The following is a 22,234-nucleotide window of genomic DNA, read 5'->3' as shown; positions in this document are numbered from 1 at the left end:
TCGGCCACCCGCGTCGCTGGATCGTCGGACCGACGCGGGTGCTCCGTTCGTAACTGGCCAGGGCGTCGTCGATGGTGCGATGTTGGGGCGCGAAGAGCACGCCGAGCGACGAAATAGCCTCGTCGAGGCTTGCGATACGCGGTAGCGGGTAAACCCTCGGTCGACCCAGAACGGAGCAGCATGAGTGAAAGCGTGCAGACCGGAATCATCACGACGCAGGTGCCGGCACGGCTGGACCGACTGCCCTGGGCGCGGTTTCACTGGCGCGTCGTCATCGGTCTTGGTGGGGTGTGGATCCTCGACGGGCTCGAGGTCACGATGGTCGGCAACGTGTCGTCCCGACTCACCGAAAAAGGCAGCGGCATCGAGCTCAACCCCGCGCAGATCGGCGTGGCCGCGGCGATCTACATCGCGGGAGCCTGCTTAGGCGCATTGTTCTTCGGTCACCTGACCGACCGCTTCGGACGGCGCAATCTCTTCATGCTGACCCTCGCGGTGTATTTGGTCGCCACAGTTGCGACGGCATTCGCGTTCGCGCCCTGGTATTTCTTCGTCACACGGTTTTTCACCGGCGCCGGGATTGGGGGCGAATACGCCGCTATCAACTCGGCGATTGACGAGTTGATCCCCGCGCGTGTGCGTGGTCGCGTCGACCTGATAATCAACGGGACCTACTGGCTGGGTTCGGCCGCGGGAGCGGCCGGCGCGCTGGTCGTGCTGAACACGTCGCACTTCCCGGCCAATATCGGGTGGCGGCTCGCCTTCGGCATCGGAGCCATCTTCGGCATTTTCGTCCTTCTGGTCCGGCGCAACGTTCCGGAAAGTCCACGCTGGTTGTTCATTCACGGGCGCGACCAGGAAGCCGAGCGGGTCGTCGCCTCAATCGAAGACGAAATCCAGCGGGACACCGGCCGGCCACTGCCCGAGCCGCGAGGGCCTGCGCTCAAAGTTCGTCAGCGCGAGACGATTTCGTTCCGTGAGATCGCCGCGGTGGCGTTTAAGCTCTATCCGCGGCGCGCCATTCTTGGGTTGGCACTGTTCATCGGGCAGGCGTTCCTCTACAACGGTGTGACCTTCAATCTCGGCACGCTGCTGAGCGGGTTCTACGGAGTCTCATCCGCAAGGGTGCCACTGTTCTACATCCTGTGGGCGCTGAGCAATTTCGTCGGCCCGTTGTTGCTTGGGCGCCTGTTCGACACCGTCGGCCGCAAACCGATGATCACCTTGTCCTATGTCGGTTCGGCAGTCGTGGCCCTCGTCCTCGCGGGGCTGTTCGTGACCCAGACTGGCGGCGTCTGGACCTTCATCGGTGTGCTCGCGGTGACGTTCTTCTTGGCCTCAGCGGGCGCGAGCGCCGCCTATTTGACCGTGAGCGAGATCTTCCCGATGGAGACCAGGGCGCTGGCGATCGCTTTCTTCTACGCCGTCGGCACGGCGATCGGCGGTATCACGGGGCCGTTGCTGTTCGGTCAGTTGATCAATTCGGGAGAGCGTGGCCAGGTGGTCTGGTCTTTCGTCGTTGGAGCCGTCGTGATGGCAGCGGCGGGCCTGGTCGAATTGTGGCTGGGTGTCGCGGCCGAGGGACGCCCACTGGAAGAGCTGGCGTTGCCGTTGACGGTGGCCGACGCCGAGCGCGAGGAAGAAACGGAAGATCAGCGTTAACGCTGTCCGAACACCTGTCGAGTGTTGTATGCAGGATGCGTCCTGGACGCGATTTTGGGTACGCGGGAACTATGAAACATCTGCTGATACTGACGAGTGTCGCCGTCATGATCGGGATGGCCGCGCCCGCATACGCCGACGACCCTCCGTCAACCCCGTCCGGTGCCGACGCTGACTTCATTGCCCAACTCAATGCCGCCGGGCTTACCGATCAGGACCCGACCAAAGCAATCGCGGCTGCCAAGGACATGTGCTCGTTGATGGACAACGGCACGCCCGACACCGTAATCCAGAGCAACCTTGTGTCGCGCAATCCAGACTTGACGCCGCAGGGCGCCACCCAGTTCATGACATTGGCGCAAGGCAAGTACTGCTCGAAATACCTGACCGGTCATGGCCAGCCGCCGAAGCCGCCAGCCGCCGTGGGGAACTAGGGCCTAGGTAGAGCGGAGCCGCGCTTCAAGGGGAGCCATGACCTTCTTCCTCGCGCAGGGCGGGCTATACACAGTCCAGTCGCGTCAATCCGAGAGACGTTGAAGCCTTATTACGGGACTTTGACATGCCGTTTACGTCCGGGGGTTTGCCGTCTGAACACTTGTCGCATTTCGCCCCGGTGCTGTTGGATGGGGGATGCGCCTTGGACCCGACTTTGGAAGACTCGGGAAATATGAAAGGTCTGCTGATCCTGACAAGCGTCGCCGCCGTGGTCGCGATGGCCCCGCCGGCATGCGCCGACGACCCTCCGTCAACCCCGTCCGGTGTCGACGCCGAGTTCGTTTCCCAACTCAAAGACGCCGGTCTTACCCATCAGGACCCGACAAAGGCGATCGCGGCTGCCAAGGACCTGTGCTCGTTAGCCGACAACGGCACGGCGGACACGGAAATCGAGAGCAACCTTATGTCGCTAAATCCGGGCTTGACGGCGCACGGTGCCGACGAGTTCATGGCACTGTCGGCCGCCGCGTACTGCCCGAAATACCTATCGAAATACATGACGGGTAAGGGTTGGACCACGAAACCGCCGGGTGACACGAAACCGCCGGGTGATGAGGGGAAACCGCCCAGTGATGCGGCCAAACCGCCGGGGTCCTGAGGGCAACCAACTAAGCGGTCAGGCCCAACGGGTCATGCCCCGCTGCGGACCACCTCGTCGGCGGTAGCCCGCATTCGCTCTGACAGTCGAAGCAGGTCGTGCTCGCCTATCCCGTTCTGCAGCGTGTACGCAAGTTGTCGTAATTCGACGGAGCAATTGCGCAATTCTTCGCGGAGCCGCGCTTCAAGGGGAGGCATGACCTTCTTCCTCAGGTAGGTCGGACCAAAAGCCCGACAATCCGACTTAAAAAATGTACACAGTCCAATCGCTTCTCGGCGAGAGACCTCGGGGGGTTTTTACGCGACTTTGACATGCCGTTTACGGACCCGAGCGTCCCGCTCCGTTTGACGACTGCGCCGGTCGAAGCAGACGGCATTTGTCACCCAACTCGGGCCCATATGTCACGGCACCGCAATGACATCGCCACGTCAGATGGCGTCCGCATGCGCAGGCGGTGCTGCCGACCAGCATCCGCTCCGGCCGCATCAGATGACCACGGGGGCAGCGAATGGGGGGCGGAAGCACCGATCGATTCGACGGGAACCGGACCAGCTCGCCGACCGCGACCATGGGCCGACGGTAGGCGTCTTCCCTGCGTGCGACATTAAGAATTCGGGTGAGCTTGCTGAGAAAGGACGATTGTGGTCTGCCGCCCACTCGGATTATGGGGTTTGTTCAATTCGGCGTAATTTCCTATTCGCCAGGCTTGACGTTCGAACGGGGCCTAGCCTGATCCCGTGCAAATCGGCGTACTGGGTGCGGCGCGTATTGCGCCGACGGCGCTCATCAAACCAGCCAAGACAAATGCCGACGTCGTGGTCGCGGCCGTGGCTGCGCGCGATGTTTCGCGTGCTCGGGCTTTTGCCGCAAAACACGGCATCGCCCGGGTGCACGACAGCTATGAGGCGCTTATCGCCGACCCGGACCTCGACGCCGTCTACAACCCGCTGCCTAATGGCTTGCACGGCAAGTGGACCCGGGCAGCACTGGCCGCCGGTAAGCACGTGCTGTGCGAGAAGCCGTTCACCGCCAACGCCGCCGAAGCCCGTGAGATCGCCGAGCTGGCCGCAAAGTCGGATCGAGTTGTGATGGAGGCATTTCACTACCGCTACCATCCGCTGGCTTTGCGAATCGAGGAGATCATCGCCTCGGGCGAACTGGGCAAGCTGCAGCGGGTGGAGGCGGCCCTGTGCTTCCCGTTGCCGAATTCCTCCGACATCCGCTACAACTACGCGCTTGCCGGAGGCGCGACCATGGACGCTGGGTGCTATGCCGTCCACATGGTCCGCACGTTCGGGGGTTCAACGCCGGAAGTTGTTTCAGCGCAACCGAAATTGCGCGATCCACGAGTTGACCGGGCCATGACCGCCGAGGTGCGGTTTGCCGAAGGGCACACCGGCCGGATCCGTTGCTCCATGTGGTCGCCGCGACTGCTGGAAATCAGCGCTCACGTGGTTGGTGAGCGGGGCGAGCTGCATGCGCTCAATCCGGTGCTGCCGCAGCTTTACCACCGGCTTTCGGTCCGGTCATCGACCGGCAAACGTGTGGAGCGTTTTCCACGCCGCGCCTCCTACGCGTATCAGCTCGACGCCTTCGCCGCGGCAGTGCTGCGCGGCGAACCGGTGAAGACGACGCCGGAAGACGCGATCGAGAACATGATCGTCGTCGATGCGATTTATCGCACTGCCGGCTTGCCGCTCCGCGAGCCCAGCTGAGCCCGCGGCGGCGCTGCCCCGGTCACGGCTCGATGGGGCGGTTGGTCCATTCCCGGTCGGTTCGGCGTGACGAGCGAAACCACCCGCCCGCCGCGCCGGTGCCGCCGTCGGTCGGGATGGTGTGGCCGGTGACGAACGCCGACAGGTCGGAGGCCAAGAACAGAATCACCCGGGCCTGGTCCTCGGGCAGCCCCATCCGTCCGACGGGAACCCATTGCGGCCACTGCAGGTGCTCTTCGGCGGACAGCCACTGCGAGTAGGGCACCTGAAGTGATTCGGTGACGTCGGGGCCGATCGCGTTGACCCGTATGCCGTCGCGGCCTACCTGCACCGCCAGGCTGCGGGTGAAGTGGATGACGGCGGCTTTGAAGGCAGCGTAGACCGGGTCCTCCGGGTAGCCTCGCAACCCTTCGACGGATGAGACATTGACGATCGCGCCGACGTGTTGGTCGATCATCGCAGGCAGAAACGCGTGCGTGACGAGCAAGACGTGGTGCAGGTTGATTCGGTAGAGGTCGTCCCACAGTTGCCGGTCGGTGTCGACGAAGTCGCCCGGGTGGCGCAGCCAGTGGCCCACGTTGTTGACCAGGACATCTACCCGGCCGTAGCGATCGAGTACTGATCGCGCCAATTCGGCAACCTGGTCGGCGTCGCGGACATCGGTGACCAAAGCGACGGCAGACCCGCCGGACTCGCTGATTGCGTCGGCAGTCTGCTCAGCGCGTTCGGCGTCGACATCCGCGATGACCACTTGGGCGCCATGGTGTGCGAACAGCCGCGCGGTCGCCGCGCCGATACCGCCAGCGCCGCCGGTTATCACCGCAATCCGGTCGGCCAGCAATGGGGCGGCAACCGTTGCGTCGTCGATCCTCATATCCTCGGCCCCTTTGCAACACACGCCTGGCGAGTCCACTCAATTCCACGGTGGTATCTATCACCGATTGTTGAAAGCACAAGCCCGATGGCTAATTTCACGGCCAACCCTTAGCTGATCGATGCCCAGGGCGGCCGGGTAAGTTTTGGGCTATGTGGAGCTCGCTGGTGCTGCTGGCGCTTCCCATAGCATTCGACCCGGTGCGTCTGGGCTTCAATGTTCTCCTCATTTCCAGGCCGCGGCCCGCGCAAAACCTGCTCGTCTACTGGATCGGTTGCGCGCTGGCCGGCGTTGTCTTACTGCTGGTCCCGATTTTGGCGTTGCATTTCACACCGACGCTCTCGTCTTTTGTGCACGACTTGGCCAACCCGGCTACCTCCGCCAGCTCCACCGTCCGGCATGTTGAAATTGCGGCGGGCGTGCTCGTCGTATTGGTCGCCGCCCTGTTGGCGGTGCGCTTTCTGGCGCGTCAGGGGGCGCAGACAGCGGCACGGGACGCCAACACATCACCGCACCCGATCGAGCGGCCCCTGAGCCGCGGGAAGGATGACCAGGATGCGGCGCCCGAGGGCGGATCCCGAGCTGCCATCCGGCGGCTGCTGAGCCGCGCCACCGACGCATGGGAAAGCGAATCCTTATGGATCGCGTTGGCGGTCGGTTTGTGGGCGGCGCCTAACCCGGCGTTGGTCGTATTCGGGCTCGCCACCATCCCGACGTCGGGAGCGGCGATCGGCACCCAGATCGGCGCCGCCATCGTGTTCGTCGTCGAGACGCTTGCGATTGTCGAGATCGTGCTGCTCAGCAACCTATTCGCGCCAACCAAGACCGAAGCGTCACTGCGCCGGCTACACGACTGGGCGCGCTGCTATCGCCGGCAGATTCTGGTCGTCATGTTGACATTCGTTGGGCTCGCACTGGTGGCCCAGGGCATGGGCATGATCTGAGCGGCTCTCCAGATTCGTGTTAGCCGATCGCCTGGTCGTGGGGTTCTGGCAACGCCTCCCGAGCCGATCGAGGCGTGGGTCGCGGACGCCGCGGTTCCCGCACCCCCGCATCGCCGTCACCTCGCATCCACAGTCGGACTACCGATCCGGCGCTGACCCGTGCGCCGGACTCGGGGCTTTGGTCGGTCACGACCCAGCCGCGGCTTGCCGGGTCGGAAGGGCTGTCTGGACGGGCATTGATCGCCACCAGACCTTCACCGGCCAGCACGTCGCGCGCCTCGATCCACTCGAGCCCGACCACGTTGGGCACTAGTGTTTTCGCGGCCCGCCGCAGCCCTCGCGCGCGTATCTGGATCAGGTGCGATGCCGCGTCATCCAGAACTGTCGATTCAGCACCGCTGCCCGAGTCATCGCCACGAGGGGAGTCGTCGAGATCACGCCACCGTTCCCAGGCGGATTGCCGCGTGACCCCCAAATGAGTGGCAATCTCGGCCCAGGACTTGCCGGTGCGCCGGGCAGTTCGAACGGCCGCTAATTCCGCCTGGTCCAACGTGCGGCGGACAACACCGATGTCGGACAAGGAAGCCAGCCCATCGTCGTCGCCACCTGGGCGTTCGCTGTTAGAGGCAAGCCGGCGCCATGCCTGTCGGGCCTGCTCCCACGCGTCTGCAACGCTCATAACTGTCAGGATAGCCTGACGCCTGCGTCGCGCGGGCTTCAGTCGTCGAAATGGCGCTGATAGTCCCACCGCTCGAGCCGGGGCTGCAGGTCGTAGATTCCCGCCGCGGTCATCACCAGAAATACAGCGGTGCCGACGACGGTCACGGCGTTCACAGCCTGTCCATTTCGCGTCCCAGGAGGGCACGTTTGAGGGCACGTTCGAGGAACTCGTAACGCTTCGGGACGTCCCGTCGAGGTGGACGCGATGTGTACGCCGAAACCGCGAACATCCGCCGCATCAGTGCGACGAATCGGCGGCGCATGCTCTCGCGGCGTGCCGGCAAAGCGGCCGCGGTGCTGAAAAGTACCTCTCGTTCGGTGATCAGCACCTCGGACGATGCCGCCTTATCCGCGGGCGCGACCGTGGCTGCCCGAAGTACGGGCTCGTGTGGGGCATCTGCGGTGCTGGCGGATGCCGCTCTTGAAGAGGACATTTCTTTCGGCTCCTGTGCGGTGTGCCTTTGACCGGTCCAACCGGCCATTGCTCGCAAGCAACGTATGGCCGGTAGGCGCCCGCAGACACGAGTAGTGCACTACTTGTCTCTGCACCTCACCGCCCCGCAAGAGCGCGAGTCGGTAATGCCGCGGGCAAGTAAGGCCCGTCGCCATATCATCGGGTGATGAGTGCCGGTGGGCTGGATACCGTGGGCTCGCCGGCATTCACCGACGAGGAGTCGGCTCGCTACCGCGCCACCGGCTGGTGGTCCGACTCGACGCTGTCGGACGCGGTACGTCATAACGCCGAACACTCGCCGGACCGGTGCGCCTACGCCGACGATCCCGGCCTGGCCATGACGTGGCGTGAATTCGACTCGTCGGCCCGCGCCCTGGCTGAGCAGCTGGCCGGCGCGGGCGTGCTACCGGGTGATCGGGTTGCGGTCTGGCACGGCGACTCGACTGCGATCCATGTGCTGTTTGTTGCCATCGAGCGTTGCGGCGCCGTCGTCGTCGGCATCGGCGCGCGCGCCGGCATCCGTGAGGCTTCCGCCATACTGCTCAGCTCGCAACCGAAGCTGCTGATCAGCGACCAGCAGCGCAGTGACGCCGCGACGCGCGTGGCCGCTGAATTCCCGGTCCCATCGCTGGTCTTGACCCACGATGCGGACGTCCCGCGGCTCAACAGCGACGCGAAGCCCGGGGCAGTGCGGGTCGAGTCCCAACTCGGTCCCGATGACGTCTTTCTGATCAACTCCACGTCCGGGACCACGGGCCTGCCCAAGTGTGTCGTGCACACCCAGAACCGGTGGTACTACTTTCACCAGAAGGCCGTTGCCAATGGGCAACTGACGTCGGATGACATCTTCTTGCCCGTCATTCCCACGCCATTCGGCTTCGGACTATGGACCAGCCACAGCACCCCGATCTACCTGGGTGCCACCGCGGTGATCCCGGAGCGATTCACGCCGAAGGCAACGTGTGAGGCGATCGCGCGACACAAGATCAGCGTACTGTGCTGTGTCAGTACACAATTGACGATGCTGATGGCCGACCGGGCTCGCCGCGATCACGACCTGAGCTCGTTGCGTGTCGTTTTCACCGGCGGCGAGGCAGTGCCGTACCGACCGGCCGCCGAGTTCGAGGAGTTCACCGGCGCAAAGATTCTGCAGTTCTACGGTTCCAATGAAACCGGCCTGCTCAGCGGGACCACCCTGCACGACTCGCGGCGACGCAGACTTCGCACGGGCGGCCGAATCGTGCCAGAGATGTCGGTCCGACTCTTCGACGGCGATAGAGACGTCACCGCGACCGGCCGCGGCCAGCCCGCGTGCCGAGGACCGGCGACCAGCCTCGGCTATCTCGACGGGGCCGAGCACGACCAGTTGTTCACCCGTGACGGGTGGATGCGCATGGGCGACATCTGCGAGATCGACGCGGAAGGCTATCTGAGCGTCACCGGCCGAATCTCGGATTTCATCGTGCGAGGCGGCAAGAACATCAGCGCGGCACAGGTCGAGGATGCTGCCACGGCACACCCTGCGATCGCGCTGGCGGCCGCGGTCGCCATGCCCGACCCGGTGTTCGGTGAAAAGGTTTGCCTCTACGCCGAACTCACTGACTCGCAGACCATCGACCTGCCCGAACTCGTCGAATACCTATTGGGTCTTGGTGTTTCCAAGGAGCTGCTGCCCGAACGACTCATTGTGGTCGATGAACTACCCCGGTCATCCGGCGCAAAGGTCGCCAAAGGCCGGCTTCGAGAAGATATTCGAGCCAGGATGGAGGCCAACGATGAATGCTCGTGATGCACGACGAGGCGGCCTGGAGGTGTGGGCGCCTTCGGTCGTGCCACCGATCGGAGTCGAACTATCCGACGAGCAGGCGCTCGCCGTGGCCTTTCGGCACCTCGCCGACATCGATTTCGCCGAAAACATGGCCGGACACATCACGTGGCAGCCGGACGGACATACCGATATGTTCGTTAACCCGTGGGGATTGTGGTGGCAAGAACTGACCGCATCCGATATCTGCGTGGTGGATAGCGACGCGCGGGTGGTCCGCGGCCGTTGGGATGTCACGCCCGCGATCTACATCCACACCGAACTGCATCGCGTGCGCGAAGACGCGCGGGTGGTCATTCACAATCATCCCTATTACGTATGCGTGCTTGCCGCACTCGGCAGGCTGCCCGAGCTGGTTCACCAGACCGGTTCGTTGTTCCTGGACGACCTGTGCCTGGTCGACAGTTACGATGGTGAAATCGACAGCGCTTCCCGCGCAGCCGATCTCGCGGCCCGCATTGGAGACGCCAACCTGACGATTCTGGCCAACCACGGGGTGATCGCCACCGGTCGAAACCTGGCCGACGCCGTCTACCGCGCGGCATCGATCGAGCGGGTATGCAAGCTGGCCTACGACGTCATGCTCACCGGAACGGAGCCGGTGACGATGAACTGGTCGGACATGGCCGGCATGCAGCGGTCGCTCATCGAACGCGCCGCTGACGTTTACTGGGCCGGCGCCGCACGCATGACGATCAAAGCCGATCCTGATGTGCTCAAGTAAGCACGAGTCGCGCGCGCAACACCGGCGCCGAATGTGCACTCAGGGCGGCGACACGCCGAGCGGCTTCGCCGTCAGTGCACACTCGATACGACTGGGCTGCAAGGAGGTTGGGTGAGAGATGAAATCGATCGACGAGCTGGCCGCCAACCTGAACTTCACCACCGCCGCGACCGGGCAAGATCGCTCCGTCACGTTTCTGCCGGACCCGCCAAGGGCGCAACGACGCTACACCGTGATCTCGGTCGACGATCACATCGTCGAACCTCCGGACACGTTCACTGGACGTCTGCCGCGGAGATTCGCCGACCGCGCACCCAAAGTCGTCGATACCGACAGCGGGGGACAGACCTGGGTCTACGACTTCCAGGAACTGCCCAATGTCGGGTTCAACGCGGTGGTTGGACGGCCGGTGTCGGAGTACGGCTTCGAGCCGGTTCGATTCGATGAAATGCGTCGTGGCGCATGGGATATCCACGACCGTGTCAAGGACATGGACCTCAACGGCATCTATGCCTCGCTCAACTTTCCTTCGTTTCTACCGGGGTTCGCCGGCCAGCGGCTGCAGCAGGTGACCAACGATCGCGATCTGGCGTTGGCTTCGGTGCGCGCTTGGAACGACTGGCACCACGAGGTTTGGGCGGGTTCATATCCCGACCGGATCATTCCGTGCCAGTTGCCCTGGCTGCTGGACCCGGAGCTCGGCGCAAAGATGATCCACGAGAACGCCGAACGCGGCTTTCACGCCGTCACGTTCAGCGAGAACCCGGCGATGCTCGGATTGCCCAGTATTCACTCCGGACACTGGGATCCGATAATGGCGGCATGCGCCGACACCGACACCGTCGTGAACCTTCACATCGGATCATCAGGCTCGTCGCCGTCCACCACTGAAGACGCACCGCCTGATGTGCAGGGCGTGCTGTTCTTCGCCTATGCCATCTCGGCTGCGGTCGACTGGTTGTACTCCGGGCTGCCCAGCAGGTTCCCCGATCTGAAGATCTGTTTGTCCGAAGGCGGAATCGGCTGGGTCGCGGGTTTGCTGGATCGCCTCGACCACATGCTCAGCTACCACGCAATGTATGGAACCTGGGCCTCGTTGGGCGAGAGTTTGACTCCTGCAGAGGTTTTCACGCGCAATTTCTGGTTCTGCGCAGTGGAAGACAAGTCGTCTTTCGTACAGCACGAGCGCATTGGCGTGGACAACATCATGTTGGAAGCCGACTACCCGCACTGCGACTCCACCTGGCCACACACCCAAGAAACGATCCACGAGCAAATTGGCGATCTTCCAACGGGTCTGATCCGCAAATTTACCTGGGAGAACGCTTCGCGACTGTATCGCCATCCGGTGCCGCTCGATATACAGCAGGATCCCGAGGCCTTTTGACGATGGCCGTCCTGGTCAGTAGGCATTCGGGCGGGACAGGCGCGTAGCGCTACCCGCCGCCCGTGCTGCGCAACGCGGGCATCACCGCCTCGTCGACGTAGCGCAGGTACTTCCAGGCGATGTCGGGCGGGAGGCCACCGCACAACGGCGAAAGGGTGAGCATGCCACCACCGCGAACATGCGCGATCGCTTCGTCAGCGGTGAAGATGCGGTGCGTCCGCGACATCGCCCGCAGCTCATCGACATCGCTGGCCTCCGCGATACCCGCCGATGTCTGATTTCCCGGGTTCCACTCGGCATACGCGCGTGCGTCGTGCAGCAGGTGCGGTCCGATCTCCCGCCAGGCCAGCTCGACGTCGGGGGCGACGAAACACACGCTCGGCGTATCGCGATCAGGCAGCAGCGTCATACCCGGCTCATGACCATGGGCACGACACGCTTCTTCGTACGCCTCCTGCGAACCGGGGACGTCGCCCTGCGCGAGATAGCCCAGGCCGTAGCGTCCCGCGCGCCGCGCCGCCGCCAAACTTCCACCGCCCCACATCATTAGCGGCCCCTGCGGCGAGAACGGCGAGGGTGTCACCTTGATCCGGCGGCCCTCGTGCTGCACCACTTCGCCGGCAAGCAGACGACGCAGCAGGTCAAGCTTTTCGTCGGCCATTCGTCCGCGGGCCCGCAGATCGAGGCCGAAATGCTGGTACTCCTCAGGCCGATAACCCAACCCGAACACGTAGCTTCCGCGCCCCTTGCTGAGGATGTCCAGGACGGCGATCTCTTCGGCAAGCCGAACGGGATCGTAGAACGGGAGGATGACAATGAGCGTCATCATCAACTGCTTCGTGCGCGCGGCGATGGCACTGCCGAGGATCATTGGTGTTGGCAGATAGCCATCCGGCGAACCGTGGTGTTCGCAGATCACCGCGGCGAGGCAGCCTCGTGTTTCGGCCCATGCGCACATGTCGACGGCGGCCTCGTACAACTCGGTCGGCGCCGCCCCGAAATCGGGGGCGCGCATGTCGAACCGCATCGAATACATGGGCCGTTACCTGACATTGGCTTTCTACAGGCGGATAGACTCCGCGGCCATGACGGTACCGCACTCATTGCTGGATGGTCGGCGCATTCTGGTTACCGGCGGTGCCACCGGGATCGGTGCCGCTGCGGTGGGGGTGTTGCACGACGCGGGCGCGCGGGTGGTCGCGACATACCATCGCACCGCTCCTGCCGATGACGTCGCGCCGGTGACCTGGCTGCAGTGCGACGTCCGGGACGCCGAGGCGGTCGACGCCACGTTTCGCGGCGCGGTGCAGGACCTCGGCGGCCTAGATGTGCTGGTGAACGCCGCCGGCTTGTGGCAGGCCGGCGTGCCCGGGCAGATCACCAGCGACGAGATCGATTTTCTGCTGGCAACCAATGTCAAAGGAACGATTCTCACCAATCAGGCGGCGCATGCGGTGATGCGCGGCAGCGGTGGACGGATCATCAATTTCGGTTCCGCCGAGGCGGTTATGGGCAGCCAGATCTCGGCGGTGTACGCCGCGACCAAGGGCGCAGTGCAAGCCTGGACCCGGTCGGCGGCCAAGGCCTGGGGCGCAGACCGGGTCACCGTCAATGCGCTGGCGCCGGCGGTCCAAACGCCGGGCGCGGATCGGCTGCGGGAATTCCTCGGTCCGGGCGCCGCGGCATTCATCGATCAGCAGATGAGGTTGTCAATTCCGCTCGGCGGCAAGCTCGGTGATCCTGCCGCTGACCTGGGGCCGGTGTTGGTATTCCTCGCCGGCGACGGGGCCGGGTTCATCACCGGGCAGTTGATCCCCGTTGACGGTGGCCTCGCCATGGTCGGCGGCTGAGCGGGAAGACAGCGATGGACCGCCTCGGCATTGAGATGCTCTGCGTCTTCGGCATGCCGCCGATCGAATACGTCGGCCTGACCGCCGATCTGGGATGCCGCTATATCACCACTGGGTTGGACGGCTTCGTACTCAAACAACTTGGATACCAACCATTTTCGCTGCGCGACGATGCTCAGCTGCGTCGGGATCTTCTTGCCGCGATGGACGATCGTGGCGTGTCGATCTCGTTGGGGGAGGGCCTGCTCATCGCGCCCGGTGTCGACGTTCGTTCATACACCGCCGATCTGGACATCATGGCCGAACTGGGTATCCCGCGGATCAACACGGTCAGCTTGGAGGCGGACCGGGCCCGCACGTTCGACGAACTTGCCGTGCTCACCGGCCTGGCCGCCGATCGCGGCCTTCTGACAAGCGTCGAACCCGTTCCCGGCCTGGCCATCGCTGACCTGCCGACCGCCATGGCCGCCGTCGAACACGTAGGCCGAGACGAGATCAGCCTGCTGATCGACACGATGCATGTGGCCCGCTCCGGCGCCGGCGCGGACGATCTTCGATCGCTGCCCGCAGAGCGCATCGGTCACATCCAGCTCTGCGACGTCCCGTTGCGGTCCACTGGGCAGTACAACTACGCCGAGGAGGCCATGTTTCACCGAATGGCGCCGGGTGAAGGCGAGTTGCCGCTGGCCGAGATGCTCGCGGCCCTGCCAAGTGATCGCGTCGTCGGGTTGGAGGTGCCGATGCTTTCCCGCGCCGAGGCCGGCGTCAGTGCCTACGACCGGTTGCTGCCCGGCGTGGAGAACGCGCGGGCGCTGCTGGCTCAAGCGCACGAAGCCTCTTGAGTCAGCTGTGGCGCGCCGCTTCTTGGACAAGCTGGACGCGCGAACTCAGGCCCAGTTTGGTGTAGACGTGGGTGAGGTGACTCTGCACGGTGCGCGGTGAGACGAACAGCCTTGCGGCGATGGCGTTGTTGCCCAAGCCCTCGCTGACCAGACGGACGACGTCGCGCTCGGTGGGCGTGAGTGAGGCCCAGCCGGTGGTCGGGCGTTTGCGTTCGCCGCGGCCGCGTTGCGCGTAGCCGATCGCTTCCTCGGTCGACAGGACAGCACCCTCGGCCCACGCGGATTCAAAGTCTTGCTGGCTCATGGCATTTCGCAGCGCCGCAACCGAGCCCTCATAGCCGGCCTTCCACACCTTGAAGCGAGCGATGCTCATGCGTCCCCGGATGGACTCCGCGGCGCCGAACAGACGGGCCGCTTCGCGGTGACTGCCGGCCTCGCCCGCTAGAACGGCGAGGCATTCCAGGGTGTCGGGGATAAACAGGTACGCCTTGATTTCGGCGGCGAGTGGGAGCGCGTCGTGGGCGTCACGCTCAGCCTGCTCTTGTTCACCCTGTGCGATCGCCACGCGGGCGCGCGCGCTCAGCGCCTGTATTAGGACATAGCCCGTCGGGGTCGCGACCGCGTCGTCGGCCCAGCGCCGGGCCGCGATCTGATCCCCGCCCGCCAGTGTGGCCTGCGCAATGATGGGGCGCAGGTGTGCCGCGTACCCGGGCAGAACACTGCCGTGCTCCCAGGTCGCCGTGGCCGCGGCCAGCGCCGCCCCAACATCGCCGGCGGCCAAGGCTGTGTTTGCCAACGCAAAGTAACCAACGCTCGCGGCGAGCCCGCCGAACTCGCACCCGGACTCCAGGCTGGCCTCGACCACGGCGCGGGCCGCATCGGTGTCACCCTGCCGCGCCAGCGCGGTGCCCTGATGCGCGAGGCTAATCGCCTCATGGAGCCCGTCGTGGGCGGCCTCGGCTTCGGCGGCCACCGCGCGGAATTGTGCGGCGGCTCCGGCCAGCTCCCCCTGGACTGCCTGTGCCAACCCCAGGCACATGCGGCAGTGCCGCGAGTTGAACCGGTCACCGATCGCGTCGGCGAGGTCGCGTCCTTCTTCGGCGGCCAGGCGCGCCTCGATCGGGTCACCGGCGGCGATCGCTGCGGCCGCCTGCAAGGTCAGGATCTGGCTGAGCCTCCACTTATCGTCCAGCTCCCGGGCGAGTTCGATCGCCTCGGCGAAGTACGCTCCTGCCAGCTCGGCGTTGTAGGCGGCGGTCAAGCCGCAGGCGGTCAGCGCCCTGGCCAGCACGGCCGGGTCATCGATGTCGCGCGCGAGCGCCAGGGCTTGCTGAGCATGATCCATGCCGCCGGTCGTGACCGCAATGGTTGCGAGCATTGCCCTGTCGGCGAGCGCCCGGGCGCGTACCGCGGCCGCCATTTCCGCGTCCTGGGCGACCTCGTCGGTGAGGACCGCGTCGAAAAAGGCCAGCCCTTCCCGGAGGCGTCCCCGCGCTTGCCACAGCGGCTGCATTGACGACGCCAGCGCCAGGGCGAGCTCGGTGTCGGCGTTTTCGCAACTCCACGCAAACGCGGCCCGCAGATTGTCGATTTCCAATTCGGCCTGCTCGAGACGCTGTTCGTAATCACTGCCTGCCGGCGCGTCGAGCACGGCGCCCATCGCCGTGTAGTAATTACGGTGACGCGACCGGACGGCATCCGCCTCGCCGGACTCGCCAAGTTTTTCCAGCGCGTACTGGCGCACCGTCTCCAACAGCCGGTAGCGGGTGCGGCCCCGACTGTCGTCGGCCACCACGAGCGACTTGTCGACCAGCAGGCCTAGCTGATCCAGCACCTGATAACGCTCCACGTCACCGGAGCCAGCGACTGCTTGGGCGGCGTCGAGGTCGGAGCCGCCCATAAACGCCGCGAGCCGGCGAAACAAGACGCGCTCGGGCTCGGTCAACAGCGCGTGCGACCAATCCACTGAGGCGCGCAGGGTCTGCTGGCGGCGTACCGCGGTGCGCGCACCGCCGGTCAACAGCCGGAACCGGTCATGCAGGCTGTCGAGGATTTCGACCAGCGACAAGGCGCGCACCCGGGCTGCCGCCAACTCGATCGCCAGCGGCAACCCGTCCAGGCGACGGCAGATTTCGCCCACCGTTGCGACGTTGTCGTCGCTGACAGCGAAGCCGGGCCGAACATGGCGGGCCCTGTCGGTAAACAGTTCGACGGCCTCGTTGGCCAGCGACAGCGACGGCACCCGCCAACTCACCTCACCGGCCACCCCGATCGGCTCACGACTCGTCGTCAACAGGGTCAATCCCGCCGCCGCTGCGAGCAGCGCATTGACCAACGCCGCACTCGCATCCAGTAGATGTTCGCAGTTGTCTAGCACGATCAGCATTTGATGGTCTGCGACAAATCGGGTCAGCGTGTCCATCGTGGAGCGGCCGGGTTGGTCGGGCAGCCCCAGCGTGCGGGCCACCGTGATTGGCACAACCTCGGGGTCGGTGATTGGTGCCAGATCCACATACCAGATCCCTTGAGGGAACTCGCTGAATTCGCCGGAAAGCTGGCCCGCGATCTGGATGGCCAGCCGCGTTTTACCGGCTCCGCCGGCACCGGTCAGAGTCAGCAGTCGGCTTTGGGTCAGCAGCTCGCGCACCTGGGAAAGTTCCGCTTGGCGCCCAACGAAACTGGTGAGCTGCACCGGAAGCCGCGTGGAGACAACAATTTTCGAGACGCGCAACGGCGGGAACTCGTTCACCAAGTCGGCGTGGCACAGCTGCACCACCCGCTCGGGGCGGGGCAGATCCCGCAGCGGATGGGTGCCCAGATCGGACAGCCACGCGTCGGAAGGGAGGGCGTCGAGCACCATCGCTTCCGTCGCACCCGACAGCAGCGTCTGACCGCCGTGGCCGAGATCGCGCAGCCGCGCGGTCCGGTTGATCGTCGGGCCGGCGTAGTTGCCTTCGTCGCGCAACTGGATTTCGCCGGTATGCACGCCGATCCGCAGCCGGATCGGCGCCAGGGGAGCGCGCTGCATTTCCAGCGCCGCAGCCACCGCATCGGAGGCGCGGGCGAACGCCGCCACGAAGCTGTCGCCCTCACCCTGTTCGACGGGCCGCACGCCGTCGTGGGTGGCGATGACCTCCGACACGACGCTGTTGAGCCGCGCGATCGCGGCGGTCATCTCGTCGGGCTGGGTTTCCCACAGTCGCGTGGAGCCCTCGACGTCGGCCAGCAGCAACGTCACGGTGCCCGTCGGCAACAGCCCGCTCACGCCCAGCTCGCTCCAGTCCACCAGCGGTAGGTCCGCGCGGGGATCGATCTCGCTCATGCTAGCCAGCATGGGGCCCCGCGAACCGCAAAACATCAGCACAAACGCGTAGATCGCGGCCCGCGGCGGCGCAATCTACGCCCCCGCTCGTCGAAATCTACGAGTTATGGCGGATGGTCTGAGACTCGCGCTGGGCGATCGTCGGATCATGACAACCAGCATCTGCCCGACGGTCTTGGAAGCGGGCCTGCCATCGATTGCCTATGACCACCTCACCGACCCCGACGAGGCGCACCGCGTCATCGCGCAGGCACGCCGGCGGGGGCCGATCGCGATGGGACCACACGGAGTGGAGGTGTTGAGCTACGAACTGGTCCGCGTGGTGACACGCGACCCCCGCTTCGCCCCTGCGGTGAAGCCGGTGATGGCCGCGCAGGGCATCACGTCCGGCCCGGTGTGGGACAGGGCCAACCAGAGCATCCTGGGACTCGAGGGCGAGACGCACAACCGGCTGCGCCGACTTGTCTCAAAAGCATTCAACCCACGCGGCGCCGAGCGGCTAAGGACGCTCATCGTCGACGTCATGACTGAACTCATCGACCCGCTCGCCGCCGCCGGGCGCTGCGACGTGGTCGCCGATATCGCCCGCCGGTACCCCACTCCAATCATCTGCGCTCTGCTTGGCGTACCGCGTCAGGACTGGCAGCTGTTCTCCGCATGGGCCGATGACATCAAGAAAGTATTCGAATGGAACGTCGCCAACGACGAGCCCGCCATCACCGCGGCGTGGGCCGAGCTTGACGCCTATCTCGAAGAGATGCTCACCCAACGGCGGGACAATCTCACCGACGACCTGATCTCGGACCTGATCCGCGCCGAGGAAGACGGTGACCGCCTCAGCCGCCGCGAACTAGTCATGCTCGCCTCCACTCTCCTTATCGCCGGTACCGACACCACTCGCAACCAACTGGCGGCGGCGGTTCACTTCTTGTCTCAACACCCCGACCAGTGGGCACTGTTAGGCGAGCATCCGGAGCTGGCCGGTAACGCCGTCAACGAGCTGATGCGTTATTCCCCAATCGTTTTCGCCCTCGTTCGAGTGGCGGCCGAAGATGTCCAATTGGGCGATGTGACCATTCCGGCCGGGTCCCTCGTGGTTGCCAACATCGCTTCGGCCCACCGTGACCCAGCCGTCTACGACGACCCAGACCGCCTGGACATCACCCGTGAGTTGTCGGCGCCGATCCTGTCGTTCGGCAGCGGTGCGCATTACTGCCTGGGCTCGCACCTCGCCCGACTGGAACTCATTGAAGCGCTGCGCATGATGGCGAAACGGATGCCCAACCCACGCCGCAGCGGACCGGCACGCTGGAAGCAGATGACCGGTATCACCGGCCCGACCACGCTGCCCCTCGAGTTCGACCCCGGATACTGAAGCGGACAGCACTAACCACCAAGTCCCTTTTTGATCGCGGCGTCTTGCTTGTCACCGACGTCGGTGATGAACTCCGGCGGTGCCAGCGCGTAGGAGGGGCCGTCGAACTCCAGGCTGACGAACGCCTTGCCCTCGGTGAACAGCAACACCGTCACCCCCTTGGACCGGTCCGGCGAAGTTCCAGTGATCGTCGTGCCGTCGACCCCGACGTCAACCGACATCGGTTTTGCCTGCAGCGTTTCATGCTGCGTCGCCCTCGCCGAATCCAACGCGTTCGCAGCAGCGGCAGGATCCGGCAGGACCTGGATAGTGTCGATGATCGCGTGGGAATGGTCTTGGTCGCTGAACGTGGTTGTCGCGCCCTGTTGGCCGTTCGGGTTCTTGACCGCTGGGCCGGCCGTGAAAGGTTCTGGGGCTTTGATATCGCTGGCCTTGATCAAAAGCGTGGTGTAGTCGCTCACCTGGGCATGCGTGGTGGTGGTGATTGATCCCGAAGTCGGCGCCGATGACGTCGAGTGGCTGCTACAGCCGGCCAGCGCCACCCCGGCCAGCATCGACGCCGCGACTACTCCGGCGATCACCGTGTGAGAAATCCTCATCGGGCCGTACTCCCTTTCACCGAGCTAATCGGAAAACGTTAACCCAGGGCGGATTTATCTGCGCGGAGGTTGGCTTTCTCGGCGATTTCGGCACACCCAGAACAGTGCACTTGGCGCAATTCGCCAAATCTTCGAAATGCCTTGCTTGCGACTGAGTTTCAGCTAGGTACTGGCATCGCGTACGGCTTCGGAGATGATGTCGACCACAGTGTGCGGTCGGGTGATCAGCGGAGCATGGTCGGCATCGTGAATGCGAACGTTGGCGTGCATGCGTTCGGCCATGAACTTCTGGGTGATCGGGTTGATCATCCGGTCTTGCTCGGCGATGAGGAACCAGGATGGGCGGTCTTTCCACCCGGGTTTCGGTACAGGTTGCTGGATACACTGCACGGCGATCGGTCGCTGCACCGCCGCCAGCACCGCGTGCTCTTCGGGATTTCCCTGCTGGGCGAATGCGTTGCCAAAGGCGTTGACGGGCAGCCAGATCCAGCCGTGATCGTCGGGCTTGAGCTCTGGCGCGTCGGGGTGCGGGGGATCGCGGTAGAAGACATCGGCCACGGTTTCACCCTCGTCGGGCGCCAACGCGGCCACGTAGACCAGCGCACGCACGCGTGGATGCTTGGTGGCCCCGATGACACCGCCGGCGTAGGCGTGTCCGGCCACGACGACCGGCCCCTCGGTCCTGTCGATGGTGCGGTCCAGTGCGTCGACGTCGTCGGCCAGAGAGGTCAACGGGATGGGGGCGGCTATGACCTCGATCCCGGCCTGCCGCAGCCCGGTGATGACTCGACTCCAGCTGGATCCGTCAGCCCAGGCTCCGTGGACGAGTACCACGGTGGGCGAGGTCGTGGGGCTCATGCCGGACAGCCTTTCGGTTGACGGTGTGCTGCACGATCATTTAGATCGCCGCGATTTCCTCCCGTGCGTAGAGCCCGGTCCCGGTGATCAGCGGCAAATCGAGCGTCGTCCTGATTCCCGGCGGCGCCGCGACCACCGCCGGGATGGCGTTGACGATCCGGCCGGCGGCGCCGGCGATCGCGGCGTGATTGTGGTCGCCCTTAAGGCTGGTCGGGACGATATCCACGGCGTAGGAAGGCTCCCCGACGATCTCGACGCGATACGATCCGCCGCCCGATGCGGGCTGGGGCCAGTCCGGCCGCAGGTCCGGGCGCAGTCGGGTGATGTGCTCGATGACGATCGCGGAGCGGCCGCCGACCATGCCGCGGATCTCGAACTGCAAAGCGGCCAGGGTTCCCTTGGCCACCCGTCCCACCGCGATGTCGAAATCTTCCGGCGCGGGCTCGCGCTGGTATGACTCGGTGATCTCGTCGACCTCGATGCCGAGCCCGGCGGCCAACTGACGGATCGCCGTGCCCCAGGCGATGCTGAGGATGCCCGGTTGCAGCAGCATCGGTATGTCATCCAACGGCCGGCCGAACCCCATGTAGTGCATCACCTCTGCGCCGTCGTAAGTTGCGTAATCGGCGATCTCCATACAGCGCACCTGCTCGACGCGCTGGCAGGTGCCGGCGAGCGCGAAAGGGATCAGGTCGTTGATAAATCCCGGGTCGACGCCGTTGATAAAGATACTCGAGTTGCCTTGCTGTGCAGCACCTTCGATGCGGGCGATGTACTTGTCGGGCATCACACCCCACGGATATTGCAGCAGCCCCGGCGACGATCCGACCACGTTGATACCGGCGGCCAGGATGCGCATGACGTCGGCCATCGCCTCGGGCAGGCGGGTGTCACCCATCGCGCAGTAGACGACGCACTCAGGCGCGGTGGCGAGCACCGCGGCGAGGTCGTCGACTGCCGTGATGCCGGTCGCGACGTCAACCCCGGCGAGTGTTCCGGCGTCCTTGCCCACCTTCTCCGGCGACGAGACGCACAGCCCGGTCAGTTCGAATTGAGGATTGCTGACCAGCTCGATCAACGCCAGACGACCGACATTCCCGGTGCCGACGTGGGCAACGCGGATCGCCATGAGTGTCCTCCGTCCCTGGATGCCAGCGCACAGACGTTTCTAGACGCTAGTCCAGGGCACCGAATCCGACCACGGTGGCGTGACGATGCCTGCTACCCCTGGACGTCAGTCTCCAAAGCCTTGACGCGGGGAGGCAACTCCGTGCGCGCCCCCACCTGAGCCAAGGCGGCTGGCGGCGAAGTCCGCTCCCTGAGCAATGACGTGGCCGTCGTCCACGTAGGAATCATGCGCGGCGAAATTCATCCCGTCCGAGCAGACCGGGTCCTCGACGGCGCACACCTGAATGGTTTTCGCCTGGTACAGCGGTCCGATGACAACCTGCGGCTGGCCCAGGAAGTTCATCGCCCGCACGTTGGGCGATCCGAACAGCACGACCGCAGCGACGTGGCTTGCTAGGGCCGGGTCCAGAGGTTTAGGGAGGGTTGCCGGATCGACATCGGGTGGTATCGAATCCGGGACCGCAGCTGAAGTGACGAAGCCCATCACGGCTGCGCCTTGTGAGTAACCGCCGAGCACCATCTGGGTGTTCGGGCAAGCTGACGCTTCGGACATGACACGAGCGTCGGCGTCTCGAATACCGTCGAGTCCGGTCGACCACTGGTCGCTGGCGGGGTAGTTGACCGGATATACGTCCATAGACTTTCCGCCCAGGCGCCCGCGCAGGGAGTCGACGAACGCTTGTCCGGTCGGGCCGACACCCGGATCCTCGCCCGTACCGCGGGCGAACACCACCTCGGTGTCGGGGCATCCCTGGGCAGATGCGGAAGGAGCGGCGGCGGTGGGCAAGACAGTGGCAAGCAGCCCAGATGTGGTGGCTACCGCAGCACCAAACAGGCGAGTCAAGTGACGGTCAATCATGAC

The 22,234-nt window shown here is 64.9% G+C and carries 21 protein-coding genes; 11 read left to right on the top strand and 10 right to left on the bottom strand.

The window, feature by feature from the left end:
* Positions 1 to 180 precede the first annotated feature (180 nt).
* The 3 genes from VNW74_RS04515 to VNW74_RS04505 all read left to right on the top strand — a co-directional run bounded on the left by VNW74_RS04515 (position 181) and on the right by VNW74_RS04505 (position 2,755).
* Positions 181 to 1,662 carry an MFS transporter gene (locus VNW74_RS04515; protein WP_325675406.1) on the top strand — a complete coding sequence of 494 codons (1,482 nt, stop codon included), beginning with the start codon at positions 181 to 183 and terminating at the stop codon, positions 1,660 to 1,662.
* Positions 1,663 to 1,733: 71 nt separating this feature from the next.
* The gene (locus VNW74_RS04510) at positions 1,734 to 2,096 is read left to right on the top strand and encodes a DUF732 domain-containing protein (RefSeq protein WP_325675405.1); all 363 of its coding nucleotides are present in this window, start codon (positions 1,734 to 1,736) and stop codon (positions 2,094 to 2,096) included.
* A gap of 233 nt (positions 2,097 to 2,329) precedes the next feature.
* A complete protein-coding gene (locus VNW74_RS04505; RefSeq protein WP_325675404.1) occupies positions 2,330 to 2,755 on the top strand; it encodes a DUF732 domain-containing protein in 426 nt (141 codons plus the stop codon).
* A gap of 32 nt (positions 2,756 to 2,787) precedes the next feature.
* On the opposite strand, the gene VNW74_RS04500 is transcribed toward VNW74_RS04505, so the two are convergent.
* Complete coding sequence (locus VNW74_RS04500) at positions 2,788 to 2,952, bottom strand: hypothetical protein (RefSeq protein ID WP_325675403.1); 165 nt, start codon at positions 2,950 to 2,952, stop codon at positions 2,788 to 2,790.
* 540 nt (positions 2,953 to 3,492) lie between these two features.
* Here VNW74_RS04500 and VNW74_RS04495 point away from each other — a divergent pair.
* Positions 3,493 to 4,470: a Gfo/Idh/MocA family oxidoreductase gene (locus tag VNW74_RS04495; protein ID WP_325675402.1), complete on the top strand. Its 978-nt coding sequence runs from the start codon at positions 3,493 to 3,495 to the stop codon at positions 4,468 to 4,470.
* Between the two features lie 22 nt (positions 4,471 to 4,492).
* Here the strand turns inward: VNW74_RS04495 and VNW74_RS04490 are convergent, their stop codons facing one another.
* The gene (locus VNW74_RS04490) at positions 4,493 to 5,344 is read right to left on the bottom strand and encodes an SDR family oxidoreductase (RefSeq protein ID WP_325675401.1); all 852 of its coding nucleotides are present in this window, start codon (positions 5,342 to 5,344) and stop codon (positions 4,493 to 4,495) included.
* Between the two features lie 152 nt (positions 5,345 to 5,496).
* On the opposite strand from VNW74_RS04490, the gene VNW74_RS04485 reads away from it, so the two are divergent.
* The gene (locus VNW74_RS04485) at positions 5,497 to 6,288 is read left to right on the top strand and encodes a GAP family protein (RefSeq protein ID WP_325675400.1); all 792 of its coding nucleotides are present in this window, start codon (positions 5,497 to 5,499) and stop codon (positions 6,286 to 6,288) included.
* A 19-nt stretch (positions 6,289 to 6,307) separates the two neighbouring features.
* Here the strand turns inward: VNW74_RS04485 and VNW74_RS04480 are convergent, their stop codons facing one another.
* Entirely contained in the window at positions 6,308 to 6,967 is a 660-nt protein-coding gene (locus VNW74_RS04480; protein WP_325675399.1) for a PASTA domain-containing protein, read from the bottom strand.
* A 151-nt stretch (positions 6,968 to 7,118) separates the two neighbouring features.
* Positions 7,119 to 7,442: a hypothetical protein gene (locus VNW74_RS04475; RefSeq protein ID WP_325675398.1), complete on the bottom strand. Its 324-nt coding sequence runs from the start codon at positions 7,440 to 7,442 to the stop codon at positions 7,119 to 7,121.
* A gap of 186 nt (positions 7,443 to 7,628) precedes the next feature.
* Here VNW74_RS04475 and VNW74_RS04470 point away from each other — a divergent pair, with 186 nt between their 5' ends.
* The 3 genes from VNW74_RS04470 to VNW74_RS04460 all read left to right on the top strand — a co-directional run bounded on the left by VNW74_RS04470 (position 7,629) and on the right by VNW74_RS04460 (position 11,398).
* Positions 7,629 to 9,251, top strand: coding sequence for a class I adenylate-forming enzyme family protein (locus VNW74_RS04470; protein ID WP_325675397.1), 1,623 nt, complete (start codon positions 7,629 to 7,631; stop codon positions 9,249 to 9,251).
* Entirely contained in the window at positions 9,238 to 10,011 is a 774-nt protein-coding gene (locus VNW74_RS04465) for a class II aldolase/adducin family protein (RefSeq protein WP_325675396.1), read from the top strand. The genes VNW74_RS04470 and VNW74_RS04465 overlap by 14 nt, the downstream gene beginning before the upstream one ends.
* Before the next feature lie 118 nt (positions 10,012 to 10,129).
* Positions 10,130 to 11,398, top strand: a complete 1,269-nt coding sequence (locus VNW74_RS04460; RefSeq protein ID WP_325675395.1) for an amidohydrolase family protein — start codon at positions 10,130 to 10,132, stop codon at positions 11,396 to 11,398.
* Positions 11,399 to 11,447: 49 nt separating this feature from the next.
* Here the strand turns inward: VNW74_RS04460 and VNW74_RS04455 are convergent, their stop codons facing one another.
* The gene (locus VNW74_RS04455; protein WP_325675394.1) at positions 11,448 to 12,434 is read right to left on the bottom strand and encodes an LLM class flavin-dependent oxidoreductase; all 987 of its coding nucleotides are present in this window, start codon (positions 12,432 to 12,434) and stop codon (positions 11,448 to 11,450) included.
* 49 nt (positions 12,435 to 12,483) lie between these two features.
* Here VNW74_RS04455 and VNW74_RS04450 point away from each other — a divergent pair, with 49 nt between their 5' ends.
* On the top strand, positions 12,484 to 13,248 hold the full coding sequence (locus tag VNW74_RS04450; protein ID WP_325675393.1) for an SDR family oxidoreductase: 765 nt from the start codon (positions 12,484 to 12,486) through the stop codon (positions 13,246 to 13,248).
* A 14-nt stretch (positions 13,249 to 13,262) separates the two neighbouring features.
* Complete coding sequence (locus tag VNW74_RS04445) at positions 13,263 to 14,090, top strand: sugar phosphate isomerase/epimerase family protein (RefSeq protein ID WP_325675392.1); 828 nt, start codon at positions 13,263 to 13,265, stop codon at positions 14,088 to 14,090.
* Position 14,091: 1 nt separating this feature from the next.
* Here the strand turns inward: VNW74_RS04445 and VNW74_RS04440 are convergent, their stop codons facing one another.
* Positions 14,092 to 17,355 carry a LuxR family transcriptional regulator gene (locus tag VNW74_RS04440; RefSeq protein WP_325675408.1) on the bottom strand — a complete coding sequence of 1,088 codons (3,264 nt, stop codon included), beginning with the start codon at positions 17,353 to 17,355 and terminating at the stop codon, positions 14,092 to 14,094.
* Between the two features lie 205 nt (positions 17,356 to 17,560).
* On the opposite strand from VNW74_RS04440, the gene VNW74_RS04435 reads away from it, so the two are divergent.
* Positions 17,561 to 18,787, top strand: coding sequence for a cytochrome P450 (locus VNW74_RS04435; protein WP_325675391.1), 1,227 nt, complete (start codon positions 17,561 to 17,563; stop codon positions 18,785 to 18,787).
* Between the two features lie 11 nt (positions 18,788 to 18,798).
* On the opposite strand, the gene VNW74_RS04430 is transcribed toward VNW74_RS04435, so the two are convergent.
* The 4 genes from VNW74_RS04430 to VNW74_RS04415 all read right to left on the bottom strand — a co-directional run bounded on the left by VNW74_RS04430 (position 18,799) and on the right by VNW74_RS04415 (position 22,231).
* Positions 18,799 to 19,386 carry a hypothetical protein gene (locus VNW74_RS04430; protein WP_325675390.1) on the bottom strand — a complete coding sequence of 196 codons (588 nt, stop codon included), beginning with the start codon at positions 19,384 to 19,386 and terminating at the stop codon, positions 18,799 to 18,801.
* A gap of 162 nt (positions 19,387 to 19,548) precedes the next feature.
* Complete coding sequence (locus VNW74_RS04425; RefSeq protein WP_325675389.1) at positions 19,549 to 20,244, bottom strand: alpha/beta hydrolase; 696 nt, start codon at positions 20,242 to 20,244, stop codon at positions 19,549 to 19,551.
* A gap of 40 nt (positions 20,245 to 20,284) precedes the next feature.
* Complete coding sequence (locus VNW74_RS04420; RefSeq protein WP_325675388.1) at positions 20,285 to 21,373, bottom strand: diacylglycerol kinase; 1,089 nt, start codon at positions 21,371 to 21,373, stop codon at positions 20,285 to 20,287.
* Positions 21,374 to 21,478: 105 nt separating this feature from the next.
* Positions 21,479 to 22,231, bottom strand: a complete 753-nt coding sequence (locus VNW74_RS04415) for a cutinase family protein (protein ID WP_325675387.1) — start codon at positions 22,229 to 22,231, stop codon at positions 21,479 to 21,481.
* Positions 22,232 to 22,234: the final 3 nt, after the last annotated feature.

This window comes from Mycobacterium sp., from assembly GCF_035570115.1.
Classification (GTDB): domain Bacteria; phylum Actinomycetota; class Actinomycetes; order Mycobacteriales; family Mycobacteriaceae; genus Mycobacterium.
Note: the sequence above shows the minus strand (reverse complement) of the source record. Positions and strands in the feature narration are given on the sequence as shown.